Source organism: Ekhidna sp. ABH4_415, from assembly GCF_056161305.1.
The window spans coordinates 89,558-105,222 of the sequence record NZ_JBSWYW010000005.1 but is presented as its reverse complement, the minus strand read 5'-3'; the positions used below and the strand labels follow the sequence as shown (position 1 = coordinate 105,222).

General features: G+C 43.4%; 15 protein-coding genes. 12 read left to right on the top strand and 3 right to left on the bottom strand.

Going from position 1 to position 15,665, the window contains the following annotated elements; translation table 11 throughout:
* Positions 1-25: 25 nt before the first annotated feature.
* Complete coding sequence (locus tag ACXAH9_RS09695) at positions 26-1,192, top strand: hypothetical protein (RefSeq protein WP_474894664.1); 1,167 nt, start codon at positions 26-28, stop codon at positions 1,190-1,192.
* Here the strand turns inward: ACXAH9_RS09695 and ACXAH9_RS09690 are convergent, their stop codons facing one another.
* Positions 1,193-1,711 (bottom strand): DUF4442 domain-containing protein, encoded by a 519-nt coding sequence (locus ACXAH9_RS09690; protein WP_474894663.1) that lies wholly within the window; start codon positions 1,709-1,711, stop codon positions 1,193-1,195.
* A gap of 109 nt (positions 1,712-1,820) precedes the next feature.
* Between ACXAH9_RS09690 and ACXAH9_RS09685 the strand changes: the two genes are divergently transcribed.
* Positions 1,821-2,537 carry a DUF2306 domain-containing protein gene (locus ACXAH9_RS09685; protein WP_474894662.1) on the top strand — a complete coding sequence of 239 codons (717 nt, stop codon included), beginning with the start codon at positions 1,821-1,823 and terminating at the stop codon, positions 2,535-2,537.
* Here the strand turns inward: ACXAH9_RS09685 and ACXAH9_RS09680 are convergent.
* Together ACXAH9_RS09680 and ACXAH9_RS09675 are read right to left on the bottom strand one after the other, a co-directional pair.
* Positions 2,491-4,161: a M1 family metallopeptidase gene (locus ACXAH9_RS09680; protein ID WP_474894661.1), complete on the bottom strand. Its 1,671-nt coding sequence runs from the start codon at positions 4,159-4,161 to the stop codon at positions 2,491-2,493. The two genes, ACXAH9_RS09685 and ACXAH9_RS09680, sit on opposite strands and share 47 nt — an antisense overlap.
* Positions 4,162-4,265: 104 nt before the next feature.
* A complete protein-coding gene (locus tag ACXAH9_RS09675; protein WP_474894660.1) occupies positions 4,266-7,130 on the bottom strand; it encodes an FAD-binding and (Fe-S)-binding domain-containing protein in 2,865 nt (954 codons plus the stop codon).
* Positions 7,131-7,272: 142 nt separating this feature from the next.
* Here ACXAH9_RS09675 and ACXAH9_RS09670 point away from each other — a divergent pair, with 142 nt between their 5' ends.
* From ACXAH9_RS09670 to ACXAH9_RS09625, 10 genes are all read left to right on the top strand, one after another.
* Positions 7,273-7,824, top strand: a complete 552-nt coding sequence (locus tag ACXAH9_RS09670; protein ID WP_474894659.1) for an RNA polymerase sigma factor — start codon at positions 7,273-7,275, stop codon at positions 7,822-7,824.
* Between the two features lie 88 nt (positions 7,825-7,912).
* Positions 7,913-8,707: a HEAT repeat domain-containing protein gene (locus tag ACXAH9_RS09665; protein ID WP_474894658.1), complete on the top strand. Its 795-nt coding sequence runs from the start codon at positions 7,913-7,915 to the stop codon at positions 8,705-8,707.
* A 17-nt stretch (positions 8,708-8,724) separates the two neighbouring features.
* Positions 8,725-9,552, top strand: coding sequence for a DUF4097 family beta strand repeat-containing protein (locus tag ACXAH9_RS09660; RefSeq protein ID WP_474894657.1), 828 nt, complete (start codon positions 8,725-8,727; stop codon positions 9,550-9,552).
* 30 nt (positions 9,553-9,582) lie between these two features.
* Positions 9,583-10,410, top strand: a complete 828-nt coding sequence (locus ACXAH9_RS09655) for a DUF4097 family beta strand repeat-containing protein (protein ID WP_474894656.1) — start codon at positions 9,583-9,585, stop codon at positions 10,408-10,410.
* 120 nt (positions 10,411-10,530) lie between these two features.
* Positions 10,531-11,466 carry a bile acid:sodium symporter family protein gene (locus tag ACXAH9_RS09650; protein WP_474894655.1) on the top strand — a complete coding sequence of 312 codons (936 nt, stop codon included), beginning with the start codon at positions 10,531-10,533 and terminating at the stop codon, positions 11,464-11,466.
* Positions 11,467-11,622: 156 nt separating this feature from the next.
* Positions 11,623-13,455, top strand: coding sequence for a peptidylprolyl isomerase (locus ACXAH9_RS09645; protein WP_474894654.1), 1,833 nt, complete (start codon positions 11,623-11,625; stop codon positions 13,453-13,455).
* 70 nt (positions 13,456-13,525) lie between these two features.
* On the top strand, positions 13,526-13,786 hold the full coding sequence (locus tag ACXAH9_RS09640) for a DUF493 family protein (RefSeq protein ID WP_474894653.1): 261 nt from the start codon (positions 13,526-13,528) through the stop codon (positions 13,784-13,786).
* Between the two features lie 11 nt (positions 13,787-13,797).
* Positions 13,798-14,034: a 4a-hydroxytetrahydrobiopterin dehydratase gene (locus ACXAH9_RS09635; RefSeq protein ID WP_474894652.1), complete on the top strand. Its 237-nt coding sequence runs from the start codon at positions 13,798-13,800 to the stop codon at positions 14,032-14,034.
* 167 nt (positions 14,035-14,201) lie between these two features.
* Positions 14,202-14,882: a 16S rRNA (cytidine(1402)-2'-O)-methyltransferase gene (gene rsmI / locus ACXAH9_RS09630; RefSeq protein WP_474894651.1), complete on the top strand. Its 681-nt coding sequence runs from the start codon at positions 14,202-14,204 to the stop codon at positions 14,880-14,882.
* The gene (locus ACXAH9_RS09625; protein WP_474894650.1) at positions 14,879-15,664 is read left to right on the top strand and encodes an inositol monophosphatase family protein; all 786 of its coding nucleotides are present in this window, start codon (positions 14,879-14,881) and stop codon (positions 15,662-15,664) included. Before rsmI ends, ACXAH9_RS09625 begins: the two co-directional genes overlap by 4 nt.
* Position 15,665: the final 1 nt, after the last annotated feature.

Here is a 15,665-nt window from a genome sequence, read left to right as displayed (position 1 = left end):
TTTTATTTGCCTAAAATTTGCGTTCATGCACGTCATAGAAGTACAGGATAAAAAAACAGCCAAAGAATTTTTGCAGTTCCCCATTCGTCTTTACAAGGATGAGCCCAACTGGATACGACCACTTGACAAAGACATCAATGGGGTATTTGACCCGAAGGTGAATAAGTTTTTCCGAAATGGAGAGTGTACTCGCTGGATTTTGAAGAATGACAAGGGAGAAACAATTGGCCGAATAGCGGCTTTTATCAATCAAAAGACGGTAAACAAAGACAATGATCAGCCCACCGGTGGAGTTGGTTTTTTTGAATGCATCGATGATCAGGAAGCTGCTAACTTGCTCTTTGATACAGGGAAAAATTGGCTGGAAGAAAAAGGGATGGAAGCGATGGATGGCCCTATCAATTTTGGCGATCGCGACACCTGGTGGGGGCTATTGGTAGATGGGTTTGACCGACCACCCAACTATCAATGCAATTACAACTTTCCGTATTATGTAGACCTATTTGAAAAGTACGGCTTCCAAACTTACTTCAAGCAGTTTACTTTCGGCAGACCGGTGATGGACCCATTGAGTGACCGACTTTATGAGAAGTCTAAAGTTGCTAATGAGGATCCTGATTATACCTTCAGGCATATTGAAAAAAAGAAGCTAGAGGAATACGCAGAGGACTTTCGCACGGTATATAATGATGCCTGGGCACGACACCCGGGTGTTGCTAAAATGACTTCTGTACAGGCCAACGCGATCATAAAAAAAATGAAGCCAATCATGGATGAAAAAATCATGTGGTTTGGCTATCACAAAGACAAGCCGGTTGGTTTTTACATTAATATTCCTGAGCTAAACCAGGTGTTTAAGCATGTAAACGGAAAGCTGGACCTCATTGGGAAGCTTAAGTTTCTCTATCACAAACTTATGCGCACCAATACCAAAATGATCGGTTTGGTTTTTGGAATCTCTCCTGATCATCAGGGCAAAGGAGTGGATGGTGCTTTAATCATGGCAACCCGAGACATGGTGCAAGACAAATACACCCGATACAAAGACCTGGAGATGAACTGGATCGGCGATTTTAATCCAAAGATGCTCAAGGTAGTGGAGCAGGTTGGTGGTGATGTGGTGAAAACGCACCACACGTATCGATACCTTTTTGACCGAACGAAGGAGTTTAAACGCATGCCAATAAAGTGATCATTGCTTCCTGGATTTCTTCTCTTTGTAAAATTTCTTCTCTGCAACATAAATCACTTTTTCTATCTCACAGAAAAGCTTTCCTTCTTTGCTCGTGAGCCTGACCGGTTTAATCAGGTCAACTTCTTTCTTTTCGGAGATATCTGCTTTGAGTTGGTTAATTTCATCATCTGAAAATGCAAAGACAGCATAGGCATCTGAGCTGGCCGGACGTTTAAATTTTACTATCGACGACTTGTCCCAGACCACATAATCCTTTCCCAGGATTTGAATCAGCTGAACCATGTAAATGGGATCAGTAGCTGAGAAAAGGCTGCCACCGAATATCGTCCCCACATAGTTTTTGTTCTTGTAAGAGATGGGGATTCGTATTTCCACACTGCTAAAATCAGGCTCCACTTTTGTAACTCTCCCGGTCGTTCTTCTGTACATCGGAGACAAATTGAAAAACAGCTTGAAAAGTCTGTGCTTTTGCTTTGGAAAATAGGTACTCGAAAACTTTGATAACGCCTGGTACATAGAACTAAGTTAGTTTGCATCATACAACTCATCCACCCTATTCAACAGTTCAGTATGGTTTTTTTTGAATTGGTGGATTCTGTTATTGAATTGCAAAAAGCATTTCAAGATGGAACAATTCCTAATCATTTCTCACATCCTTTGTGGAGGAACCGTGCTCCTCCTCGGGCTGGTACAAATGTTTAACCGAAAGGGTGGAGCCAATCACAAAACCATTGGTAGGGTATATGTAGCAGCCATGTGGTGGATTTGTATCAGCGCATGGGGCATCATTTTGTTTTATCGGTTTAGCGCCTTTTTAATGGTGATTGCCGTCCTCACTTTCTATGCTTCTTTCACAGGTGTACGAGTGCTTCGTAGAAAGAAAGTTGGGTCCGAAAAGTGGTATGACAGAGGGGTTGCTTTAATGACAGGACTCTTTGGTATTGGTCTCATAGTTTATGGAGGCCATTTAGCCTTTAATACAAATAATCAGATACTTGGCATCCTGTGTTTGCTATTTGGGTTTTTCACTGCAAACTCAGGCATTCAGGATTTCCGTTTTTTCATTCGTAAGCCCGAGAGGGTCAAAAGCTGGTGGCTGAAGCAACACATTGAAGCCATGGGCGGTAGTTACATTGCTGCCATCACGGCATTTGCTGTGCAAAATCCTGATATTTTCATGCCTGGCAGCTCCTATCAGTGGTTGTTGTGGGTATTACCTGCAACAATTGGCAGTCCACTAGTTTCTCGAATGGCTAATAAATGGATGAGAAAGTCAGGTGTTACAGTTTTAAACATCAGTCCAATTCCTCAGTCAGGATATAACCAAAATCCTCAACCTTAAATGTTGGAGTGCTGCGTAGATTCATTATCTGTATGGATGTCGTGGGAATTATGTTCTCTTTGTTATCGCCCACGGTAGCTACAACAGTAAAAGGAAAATTATCTTTAAATCCGGTTTTCCATTTATACTTTAAGGTCGATTGTGCAGAATCATAGGAATACTGAAGAACAGGTGGTGATTTTTCTTTCAGATATACTTCAAAAAGAGGCTGAAAATCTCTCCCCGCCATTTCGTTGAAATACGAAATGAAGGTTTCCGTGGAAATGTTTTGCCTGGCATAGCGCTTCAAAGCTCCTTTTAATAGGGAGAAAAATTTTTCATCATCATCCAGCTGCCGCCTTAAGGTATGGATAAAGAGCGCTCCTTTATAATAAATGTCCGCATCTTTTGGGCTCACCCAACTGTTGTATCGTACGCCACAAGGCTTCAAGATTGGGCGCTCATTATCTACATATGGAGGAAGGTTCCAAATGTAGTGATCATAATAGTTCGGCTGATAAAGTTCGGCTACCACTAACGCCTCTGAATAGGTTGCAAACCCTTCATGCAACCACATATCACAATAGTCCATTCCGGAGACCAGATTGCCCCACCACTCATGTGCCAGTTCGTGGATTAAAGTCGCATTCACTTTTAATGAATAGGCAGGGGGCGCATAGTCATTGTAAAAGTAAGAACCCATCGAAATGGCCGATTGATGCTCCATGGCTCCACCACCCAGCGTAGACTGCACAATTTTACACCCATCTCTCCACCAGGGGAATGGTCCGTATAATTCTTCAAGCTCTTTTAAGTGAAGCGAGGTTTGTGAATATATGGAGCGTGCAGTATCAATTTGATGGCTTAGGGCATAGACCTCTATTTCTCTATCCTTACCCGTGATATCAGTGTAGGGAAAAGTTATTTTTTCATAATTGCCGATGTTGAACGAGATGTTGTAAATATTGATGGGGTTAAGAACTGAGTGATGATACACCCGATTAACGCCATTGATTGTAACACTATCCAACTTTCCGTTTGCCACAGCTACGAGGGGATTGGGAACTTCTACACGAATGAAGCACTGTTCTGTTTCCTCATACAAAAGTTCTTTACAGGGCATCATGTAGTGTGCCCCGATACCCTCGGTCTGGGTGGAAATCCATGGGTTACCATTCCTGTCGGTTCGCCACATAACAGGTCCCTGGTTTGCCATGTTTGCGGGTTTACCGCCATAGTCTATGGTAATTGATCCCATTGTGCCGGCTTCTGTTTGCTCCGTAAAAACGATGTAAATCAAATCCTTCTGATGCTTCCAGGTTTTCATAGGAATGGAGCTTTCAATGTTGTCTACTTGCAGCTTTCGGTGGAGGTCTATCAGGATGGAATCTTGAAGCATCTCTATCTCGAAATCAATACGCATGGTGCCTTCGATTCGCTCTTCTTCCGGCTCGACTTTTACGTACCAATCATAGGTAGTGATATCGTATGCCCTGAGGCGATTAGCTTCTCCTTGAAGGTAATCTCGTTTCGAAAATCGCGGAAACCCTTCTTTCTTTTTTGGGAAATAATACTTGACGAAGGGTTTGTATCTGCATGCGCCTGTCAGCAGCGATATTGTGATTAGGAGGATTAACTTTTTCATTTTGCTTTCAAAATGCTTTAAATGCGTAGTTTACGTCTTATGCTAAGATATATTACGTTAAACGCTTTCCTACCAATTAACCCCACTACTGATGAAACAAACCCTTATAAAATCTCCACAATATGCCTGGCTACTTTCCCAGTCCCATCCAAAATCTGATGACGGCAGGACGTACCCGAAGCTAGAATAATTGCATCTGACTCTGACTCCCTAACTTTTGGAAACAGTACCAGTTCACCGATTTTCATCGAGACCTCATAGTGCTCTTTTTCATAGCCAAATGAGCCAGCCATACCACAACACCCACTCGGGATCATTTGCACTTCAAATCCCTTAGCGGCTTTTAATATTTTCATCGTAGGCGTCATGGATGAAAGGGCCTTTTGATGGCAGTGGCCATGCACCAGTACTTTCTGTTTTTTGCGTGGAAAATCCTCAGGCTTCAGATTACCTGCATCCAGTTCTTTGGCAAGGAATTCTTCAATAGTAAAGGTTCTCTCCGCGACTTTCAGGGCCTGCTCTTTTTCGTTTCCTCTCAAAAGATCCGGGTATTCGTCTCTAAACGTTAGTATGGCAGACGGCTCAATTCCTACCAGACAGATGTCTTTCTTCAATAAAGAATGGAACAGGCTCACATTGGTCTGCGCTAATTCCTTCGCCTCTTTCAGTAATCCTTTGGATAAATAAGCTCGGCCGCTTATTTCATGATTTGCTGCGCGCACTTCATATCCCATCCGATCGAGCAACATGATGGCCTTTTTCCCGATCTCTACATCCAGATAGTTAGTAAACTCATCAAAGAAGAAATAGACTGTTTTTTTTGGCTTCCGCTGTAGAGAGTGAAATTTTTTGTCAAACCAGGAGCGCAATGTCTGATTTGCCATCTTAGGGATGGAGCGCTTACTGGCAAACCCTAATATGGGTTTGGAAAGGTTTCTTGTCAGGTTAAAGGCCCATGGTGCCTTCTCAAAACGCTCCATGCTCTTGGCATAATTGGCAATCATCTTTGTGCGAAAAGGCACACCTTTTTCCTTCATGGATTGATACTGCCACTCCGCTTTTAACTTGCCCATATCCACATTGGAAGGACACTCCCGCTTGCAGCCTTTGCACGACAAGCACAGATCAAGGACTTCTTTTATCGCCGGCTCCTCAAAAGGGTTCAATTTTTTTGAGCGAGTCAACATCTCACGTAAGATATTAGCTCGTGCCCTTGTAGTGTCTTTTTCATCACGTGTAGCCTGATAGCTGGGGCACATCGTGCCACCTGTAAGTTCCGATTTTCTGCAATCTCCGGAACCATTACACAGCTCTGCAGACCGAACAATACCCTGATCTTTGGAGAAATCCAGCATGGTTTCAAATTCTGGAGTATCTTGATTCTTCTCATATCGAAGCGAGGTATCCATGGGTGCTGTATCCACAATCTTACCTGGATTAAAGATGTTGTTTGGGTCCCACGCTTGCTTCACTCTTTTAAGTAGCTGGTAGTTTTCCTCCCCGATCATTTTTGGAATAAACTCCCCACGTAAACGACCGTCTCCATGCTCTCCGGATAGCGAGCCATTGTACTTCTTGACCAGGTCAGCTATCTCTTCTGCTATGGTTCGGAAGAGTCTGACACCTTCTTCTGTCTTCAAGTTCAGATATGGACGCAGGTGCAACTCCCCAGAGCCCGCATGGGCATAGTGTACGCTGTACAAGCCATGCTTGTGGAGGATTTTGTTGAAGTCACCGATATAGTTTGGCAGGTCTTTTACATCTACTGCTGTATCCTCAATAACAGGAGCTGGCTTGGTGTCTCCTGGGATATTGGAAAGAAGTCCAAGCCCTGCTTTTCTCAGGTTCCAGACCTTTACAATATCATCCCCTTTAATGATTGGGAATGCATAGCCTAGTCGTTGTTTCCCTAATTCAGTCAGAAAATTAAGTATGCGAATATCTACTTCTTTCTCAGTCTCACCTATCAGCTCAACAACTAAAATTGCCATCGGCTCTCCTTCTACAAAAAATCGATTTTCCGCCTGCTCTTTGTTTCGTGCAGTTGCTTCCAATATGTAGTGATCCATCAGCTCGCAGGCATACGGCTGGTAGTTTAAAGCCACCAGATTTGCCTTCAGCGCATCGTCAATGCTCTTGGTATGAATGCACACTAATCTTTTTTCACCTTTTGGAAGCTTGGTGATCTTCAGTTTGGCAGCAGTAACAAATGCTAGTGTACCTTCTGAGCCCGCAATCAATGAACAGAAATTAAATGGCTTCCCTTTCGGATTGAAGGGTTGCATATCTGCGAGCAAATCCAGGGCATAACCGGTATTTCTTCGAGGGATGTCCGGCTTAGGAAATTCCTTTTTTATGCGTTTGACGTTTCCTTCATCCAGGAGAATGTCTGAGATATTTTGGTAGAGCTTATTTTCTAATTCGGAGGAACCTCTCAAGTCATCAGAAGCTTTAAAATGGGCTTCCGAACCATCGGAAAGTAAGGCTTTGGCCTCCAACAAATGTTCTCGGGTGCTACCATACACTACTGAATTTGATCCACAGCTATTGTTCCCGATCATGCCCCCGATCATGGCGCGATTGGCGGTGGAGGTTTCAGGCGCAAAAAAGTAGCCGTGTTTTGAAAGCTCCCTATTTAGCTCATCACGTACAATTCCCGGCTGAACCCATACATATTCTTCCTCAACATCGATCTCAAGAATCTGCGTGAAGTGTTTGGAGACATCCACCACAACGCCTCCACCCACAACCTGGCCGGCTAAGGAGGTTCCGGCTGTCCGAGGGATAAGTGACGTATTGTTTTCCCTGGCAAAAGAGATCAACTTTTTGAGGTCTTCCTCATCCTTTGGATAAGCCACCGCTTTTGGAACTTCTCGGTATGCGGATGCATCTGTCGCATAGATACGCCGAATGGCTTCACCGGTGTGCAGCTCTCCTTTTAGCTCTTTTTGAAGTCCCGAAAAGTTCATCGTTCAAACCTAATCAACTCACCCCATTTCCTTTTGGAAATTTCCCCTCTCTTTCAAGAGAAGGGGCAGGGAGAGTTAAATAATTTCCAATCCCCATGTAACCTTCCGAAATTACTGAAGTTTCCCCGACAGAATGCACCGAATGAACCTACTGGAAGACCACAGTCTGATGTTGAAAGTGAAAGAGGGAGAGGTAGATAAACTCAACCTGCTTTACAAAAGGTATAGTCGCCGTTTTTTTGGCTTTTTCTATGGGATGACCCATGATGGAGCTACCAGTGAGGACCTAGTTCAGAATGTGTTCATGCGTATTCTAAAGTATAAACATACCTACAAGGAAAACGGTGATTTTGAAGTGTGGGCCTTCCAGATGGCGCGTAATGTGCATCACGACCATTATAGAAAGAACAAGCGCTATGCCTTTCAGGAAGATATGAATCCTTATGAGGAACGCTTAAGTGAGAACAAAAACCAGGAGGTGGAAATGGAAAAATGTGATGAGTTGAGTTACCTGAAGAAGGCGTTGGCCAATCTTTCAGACGAAAAAAGAGAGCTGATTGAGTTGGTGAGATTTCAAAAAGTGAAATACGCCAAGGTTGCGGAGATGCTTGGAGTGACTGAAAGCGCCATAAAGGTGCGAGTGCATCGAATATTGAAAGAATTGAGAGAATCCTACATAAAAATGGATGTGTGATTCTAAAAGAATAAACTGTCAGGTTGAGCCTGTCGAAACCTACACTTCGACAGGCTCAGTGTGACAGAAATCTCAAAACGAGATAACTATGAAAATAAATGAAGCAAAAGCAGAGGAGCTCTTGCAAGATAAGCTTGCCGGAAACATCAGTGAGAATGAAGGAAAAGCACTAGCTGACTTTCTTGCATCAAATCCTGAAAAGGTGAAAGAGCTGCAAGATTTAGAGCAGACCTGGAACTTATTTGAGGAAATTGAACGGCCGGAACCGAGCGCTGAGATGGATGCTCGATTTGAGGGTATGATGGCAGCCTATACCGAGAAGCAAAAAGAAGCTCGTCCGAATGTGCTGGATTGGATTGTAGCACAAATGACCAAAAGCTGGCAGGTAGGTTTAGCCTCTCTGGTGATGGGCTTGTTCATTGGTTGGTGGATGTTGCCGTCGCAGGATCAGAAGGAAGACATAGCTCAGCTGAGCAGTGAAATTCAAAGCATGAAGGAAATGATGATGCTGACGCTAATAGAGCAGCCAAAGGCACAGGAACGAATTCGGGCGGTAAACCTTGCTGCTGAGTTGCCAAAGGCGGATAAAAAAGTCATCAATGCGCTGATATCCACATTAAACCACGATGAAAACATCAATGTGCGATTGGCGTCATTGGAATCTCTAGTGCGCTATGTGGATGAGCCAGATGTAAGACAAGCATTGGTAGACGCATTGAAAATGCAGGAGTCACCACTCATATTGGTGGCCATTGCAGATGTGTTGGTGGCCATCCAGGAAAAATCTTCTGTAAATGCGATGGAGCAACTAAAAGAAAATACTCAAGATGAATTCGTAAAGGAAAAGCTTAACGAAAGTATAGAAACACTCAAGAATACATAAACTCAAAATAAGGACTAATGAAATTATTACTCATACTATTAACACTGATCGATCCTGTTTTCAAGGAGGACAAAAAAGAGATCAACAAAACCTACTCCATTGAAAACCTAGGTCAAATGACCGTGGTTATCGACAATATCAATGGAGATGTGGAAGTGGAGGCATCATGGGACAATAAAGTTTACTTAAGCCTGACAATTATCATGTCCGCAAAGACAGATGATCTATTAGAAAAAGCAAAGGAAGAGCTGGAGCTTGGGGAGTTGATAACTGATGATACCCTCATGTTTTCTACTAAAGCACCATTTATTAAAAAATGTAAATGGGGCAATTATACCGGCTATGATAGGTACGACTATCCCAAATATTCTTTCAAATATCAATACAAACTGAGAGTGCCCAAAGATGTCTCCTTAGAGGCAAAAACGGTGAACAATGGAGATGTACTTGTGAAGAATATTGATGGCCCTGTAAAGGCGTGTAATGTGAACGGCGAGGTAGAAATCAGGAATGCAAGAAAAGTACTCCAGGCATCCACCGTAAATGGAGATGTGACCATCAATTTTCTGGAGAGTCCAAAGGAAGCCATTGATTTCCATACGGTAAATGGGGATTTCAAATTTGACTTGCCTGAAAACTTCAGTGCCAAGGTCTTCTTTGATTCCATGCATGGAGATTTATACACATCATTTGACTATAAACGGATGAGTCCGAAAGTAGAGAAAAGTGAACGAGACGGGACTTTCAAAATTGGAACCAAAACCGGTGTGGAAATAGGATCAGGAGGCCCAGAGCTATCTTTTCGAAGCATCAATGGAAATGTATATTTAAAAAAAAGTGAATAACCGCACCTAAGAGTGCATAAAAATAGAAACATGAAAAAGTTAGTTATCATATTATTTCTTGTAGCCTCCGCTAGCGTTTGGGCACAGGATTTCAACGAACGGTTAGCGATTCCATTAAGCTCACCAAATGCAAAAGGCAAATTGGAAGTAGGCCTTGTTCGTGGTGACATCAAAGTAGAAGCCTATAACGGGAAGGAAGTAATCATCGAAGCAACAGCTAAAACCTCTGATCATGACCATGACGATGATTGTGCAAGCTGCGATGATGATAACGATGATCGCCCCGTTCTTGCAGGCATGAAAAAGATTGCCAGTAGCCCAATCGAGCTGAGTGCGTCGGAGAATAACAACCGGGTAAAGATTGAAACGAACTCATGGAAAAAGCCCATCAATTTGTCAATCAGAATACCGGCTAATTTTGACCTGGAGGTTTCTACTGTACATGGAAAGGTGGATGTAGCAGGCATTAGTGGCATTCATGAGATATCTGCTGTACATGGACCATTGACACTAAAAGACATGAGTGGATCTGTTGTATCCAATACGGTCCATGGTGACATCATTGCCAACTTTCTGAAAGTAACTCCGAATGAACCCATGTCATTTGTCACGCTGCATGGTAACGTTGATGTGACCTTCCCCGGAAATATTAAAGCTACGGCTAAAATGCGCTCAGACAGAGGTGAGATTTACACCGATTATGATATGACTGTTGATCGCTCCAAGCCGGAGGTAAAATCAGACGATGGTAAATACAAAGTGTCTATTAACTCGTGGGTCTATGGCGATATCAACGGTGGAGGTCCGGAGTACACATTTAAAAATATGCACGGAGATATCATTATCCGAAAGAAGTAATTACTTCATCACTCTTCTCGGAGAAAATCCCCCTTTGAAGCCGTCGTGGATCAGGGGGTGAGGGGGATGTTTAGAACCCACCCCTACCCCTCCCAGGAGGGGATTTGTTATCTTGCCTGAATGGATTCCATCGATCAGGTCACCTTAAACTTCAGTGAGGCCAATCTTTTTTACCTGAATCTAAGCCTCGGCTTTATCATGTTTGGTGTTGCAATTAATCTCCGGGTGGAAGATTTTATTCGGGTGATCAGGAATCCCAGGTCTGCTTTGGTGGGAATGATTTCTCAATTCCTGATGCTTCCTGCATTGACCTTTCTACTGATCCTAATAATTCAGCCAAGACCCAGCTTTGCATTAGGGATGATGCTGGTAGCGGCATGTCCCGGAGGAAATATCTCCAATTTTATGACGGCTATGGCCAGAGGGAACACCGCCCTCTCCGTTAGCCTGACAGCAGTGTCCAGCACATTGGCAATTGTTATGACTCCTGTAAACATCGCCTTCTGGGGGAGCATATATGGTCCCACTGAAACCATTCTGACAGAGGTGAGCCTGGACTTTTGGCAATTGCTGAAAACAATTACCATGCTGTTGCTCATTCCGATTGTTTTAGGAATGGCTTTAAGAAAAGGGAAGCCTGCAATAGCTGACAAACTCCATCCGGTCATGCATTATAGCTCCATCGCCATTTTTGCCGGTATCGTGATCATGGCCTTTAGTGCCAATTTCAATCTTTTCCTCTCCTATATTCATCTGGTAATATTATTGGTGCTGGCCCACAATGCTGTGGCGTTATTAGCTGGATATAATCTTGGAGCACTTTTCAATCTGGAGCAACAGGATCGCAGATCCATCGCCATAGAAACCGGCATCCAGAATTCCGGTCTGGGCCTGATACTCATTTTTGGTTTTTTTGATGGACTGGGTGGAATGGCCATTGTGGCCGCCTGGTGGGGCATTTGGCACATCATTTCCGGTTTGAGCCTGGCATATATTTGGAACAATAGACCGGTCATAAACCAATCAGCAAAATCAAACATTCAAACGGAAGTCTGAAAATATTCACTCTCTGAGTGCTGATTGAAAAAAGCTGAGCACTAACCATTTGATCTCCTGATAATTGTGGCTCATTTATTAAAATCCACTGTGTGGGTCAATAGCAAATTATTTCCTTATTTTTGCCGACCTTATTCAAAAGAGTATTTAGATAATATGGCACTAATAGGCACACTGAGAAACAAGATGGGAAAGATCGTGGTGGGAGCTATCATGGTCACGATGGTTGCTTTCATCGGCACGGATTTGATTGGAAACGCTTCCTTCTTAGGTGGAGGAGACAATCCTGATATCGGAGAGATTGCCGGAGAAACGATCTCCAACACTCAGTTCCAAAATAAAGTAGACGAGCTGTCTTACAACTTTGCTATCAACACCGGGAGAAACCCGCTACAGCAGGAGACAGACCAAATCAGAAATCAGGCTTGGAATGCACTGATCCTGGAGAAGGCATATGATAAGCAATTCGAAGAGCTAGGCATTGAAGTTACCAATAAAGAATTGGTCGACATGGTTCAGGGGAGCAACATCAGCCCTCAGATCAAGCAGTTTTTTGCAGATCCTCAAACTGGTCAGTTCAGAAAAGAAAATGTAACTGCTTTTCTTGGTAGCCTTCAGCAGGCGCCACCACAGCAACGAAATTCCTGGATTTCATTTGAGCAGTCGTTGGTTCCAAGCAGGAAGCTTGAGAAGTACTCAAACTTATTTACCAAGACCAACTACGTAACAAAGTACGAGGCGAAAGATGAGTATGTGAGTCAGAATGCCAACGCGACCATAGACTATGTGTACGTTCCATTCCTTAGCATGGCAGATTCCTTAGTAAGTGTTACAGATGGTGAGCTCCAGGCGTATCTTGATGATCATGAATCTGAATTTCAGCGCGAGGAAACAAGAAATATGGAATATGTCATTTTTGATGTTGTACCATCGGGTGCAGATTCCTCCATCGTTGCAGATGAGGTTGCCGATTTACAACAGTCATTGGCAGCAGCTACGAATGATTCCAGCTTTGTAAGCATCAATTCAGATGATCCTTACCCATTCATCACATACACGGATGATAACCTGCCTGCGGTACTTCAGGATCAGGAAATTGGTTTTGTGTCAGAGCCTGAGATAGTAAATGGGGCATACGAGTTTTACAAGCTTTCGAGAAAAGATGAGCTGGCTCCAGATAGCGTCTTATACCGTGTGGCTAAAATGAAAAAAGAATTTTTCGTTTCTGATGAAACGATCAACGAAGTATACAGACAAGCTGACCTTTTTGCTGCATCTGCTGGTAATGTCGAAGAATTCAGAAGGCTTGCAGAAGAGCAAGGTTTGAATGTCAGAACGGCTAACCGAATTGGAAAGAATGCCCAGCGAGTAGGGCAAATGTCTGAGGCAAGAAGCTTGGTCCTTTGGCTGTATAATGATGCTTCTACTGGGGCGGTTTCCGACGTGAAGGAAGTAGGTGACCGATACATTGTAGCAGCGATGACTGCTGAGCAAGAAGAGGGAGTTGCCAACCTGGAGGAAGTAAGAAACCAGGTAGAGAGAAGAGTTCGAAACGAGAAGAAAGCAGAAGCAATCATTAGTAAGGTGAAAGGTCTGAATGCAGGAGATATCGAATCAATGACATCTGGATACGGAGAGGGAGCTAAGTCTGGGTCAGCTGATTTCCAGATGTTCTCAAATAGTATCACTGGAGTAGGTTATGCACCGGAAGCAATCGGGCTTTCTTTTGCATTGGATGAGGAGGAAATGACGAACGCTTTTGACATTCAGGACGGAGTGATTGTAGTTAAACTTATCGCAAAAGATATTCCGGCAGATTTAGATGATTACTCTTCATTCGCATTGCAGGTTTCTCGTCAGCGACTTGGGCAAAACGCGATGGTTGCAGACTTCCCGCTTTCATACTTCAGACTTTTCGTTCCTAGAAAAATAGACGAAGCAGTGAAAGAATTCGCAGAGATTGAAGACATGCGATACAAGTTTTTCTAAAGAAGAAATTGAAACTAAATGAAGCCATTCCGAACTTTATCGGGATGGCTTTTTTTATATTACTAATACTATGAGTTGGGACGAAAAAGCATTTCTGGATAAGCTGGAGGGGGCACATCAGTTCCCAGACAACTACATCTTTAAGTTCATTGTAAAACCTGAGCATCAGGCTAAAGTGGAGGCTCTCCTGCCGCAAGCAGATGTAAAACTCAAGCCTAGTTCAGGAAACAAATATGTGAGTATCACGCTGAGCCAAAAGATGAACTCCAGTCAGGAGGTGGTAGAAGTGTACAAGCAGGCACATGCCATTGAGGGTATTATCGCACTTTAAAAATCAAGATTATGAGTTGGAAAGAAGAAGATAATAAACTGAAGAAAACCTTTGAATTCAAAGATTTTGTCGAGGCTTTTGGCTTCATGAGTCGGGTGGCGATCATTGCAGAAAAGATGAACCACCACCCAAACTGGAGCAATGTGTATAATACCGTAAGCTTTGAGCTTAATACCCACGATGCGGGTGATGTGGTCACCGAGAAGGACCATCAGTTAGCGAAAGCGATTGATGAGTTGGTTTCTTAAACAATTATAATTTGATGTCATTTCGAGGGAAGTGCAACGAAGAGAAATCTCATTGTCAATGTGTGAGGTAAAGATTTCTCACTGCGTTCGAAATGACAAATAAAATTGAATATGCTGTCTGTGATCATTCTCTGTGTCCTCTTTGGTTAAATCTCTAACTTAGCCTTATGACCGTCGAGCCCGGCAAACTATACCTCGTCCCTACACCCATCGGCAACCTGGCCGATATGACCTACCGAGCAGTAGAGGTCCTGAAAAACGTTGACTTAATTTTAGCTGAGGACACACGCACATCTGGTGTGTTGCTAAAGCACTACGACATTGGAACTCCTGCGCAAAGTTTTCATGCGCACAATGAGCATAAAAAAGTAGAAGATGCAATTGTAAGGCTAAAAGAAGGCAAGTCCATCGCTCAAATATCAGATGCAGGCACTCCAGGCATTTCCGATCCAGGATTTTTGCTTGTCCGAGAGGCTCTTGCCAATGAAATTCCGGTGGATTCACTTCCGGGAGCTACCGCATTTATTCCCGCTTTGGTCAAATCCGGGTTTCCTTGTGATCGTTTTGTTTTCGAAGGGTTCTTACCTCACAAAAAAGGGAGGCAAACCAGAATTGAGTCAATAAAGGAGGAAACGCGCACAGTCGTTTATTACGAGTCCCCGCACAGACTCCTAAAAACCTTGCAACAATTCAAGGATATTTTGGGGGATCGAAACGTTTCGGTTTCCAGAGAGTTAACAAAGAAGTTTGAAGAAACGGTGACCGGGCCTGTTGACGAAGTGCTTGCATATTTCAGCACCAAATCCATCAAGGGAGAATTTGTCATTGTTCTAGAAGGAGCCAAATGAATCTCGAAAAGTTAACCGAAAAAGTTGCGAATGTAGCCATGAAAACCGGAGGGTTTATTCGTGAGGAAAGAAAACGGTTTTCTTATGATGAGGTAGAGTTTAAAGGAGATAGTGACCTGGTTTCATACGTTGACAAGGAATCTGAGAAACAGATTATTGCTGGCTTAGAAAAAATTCTTCCGGAAGCTGGATTTATAACTGAAGAAGAAACCACCGAGCAGGGGCAAAAAGAATTCACCTGGATCATAGACCCTCTGGACGGCACCACCAACTTTGTTCACGGGATTCCCAACTACTGTGTAAGCATTGGCTTGATGCATGAAGGGAAGATTGTTTTAGGGGTAGTTTATGAAGTTGCCAACGATGAGTGTTTTTACGCCTGGAAAAACGGTGGAGCATACCTAAACAAACAACCGGTCAGGGTTTCGGACGCAAAATTTTTCACAGACACTGTACTCGCCACTGGATTTCCATATTATGAATTTGAACGGTTGGATGAATACTTGCTGATTTTACATCAACTAATGGAGGGGACACAGGGACTGAGGCGCATGGGTAGCGCTGCAGCAGATATGGCCTATGTGGCATGTGGTAGATATGGAGGGTATTTCGAGTACAACCTCAATTCCTATGACATAGCTGGAGGGGTAATTTTGGTTAAAGAAGCAGGGGGAACAGTCACAGACTTCAAAGGAGGTGATGACTACATCTTTGGTCGGGAGATTGTTGCTGGTGGGGCGGTACACCCTCAGCTACTGCATGTAATCAAAAAATACTGGTAGG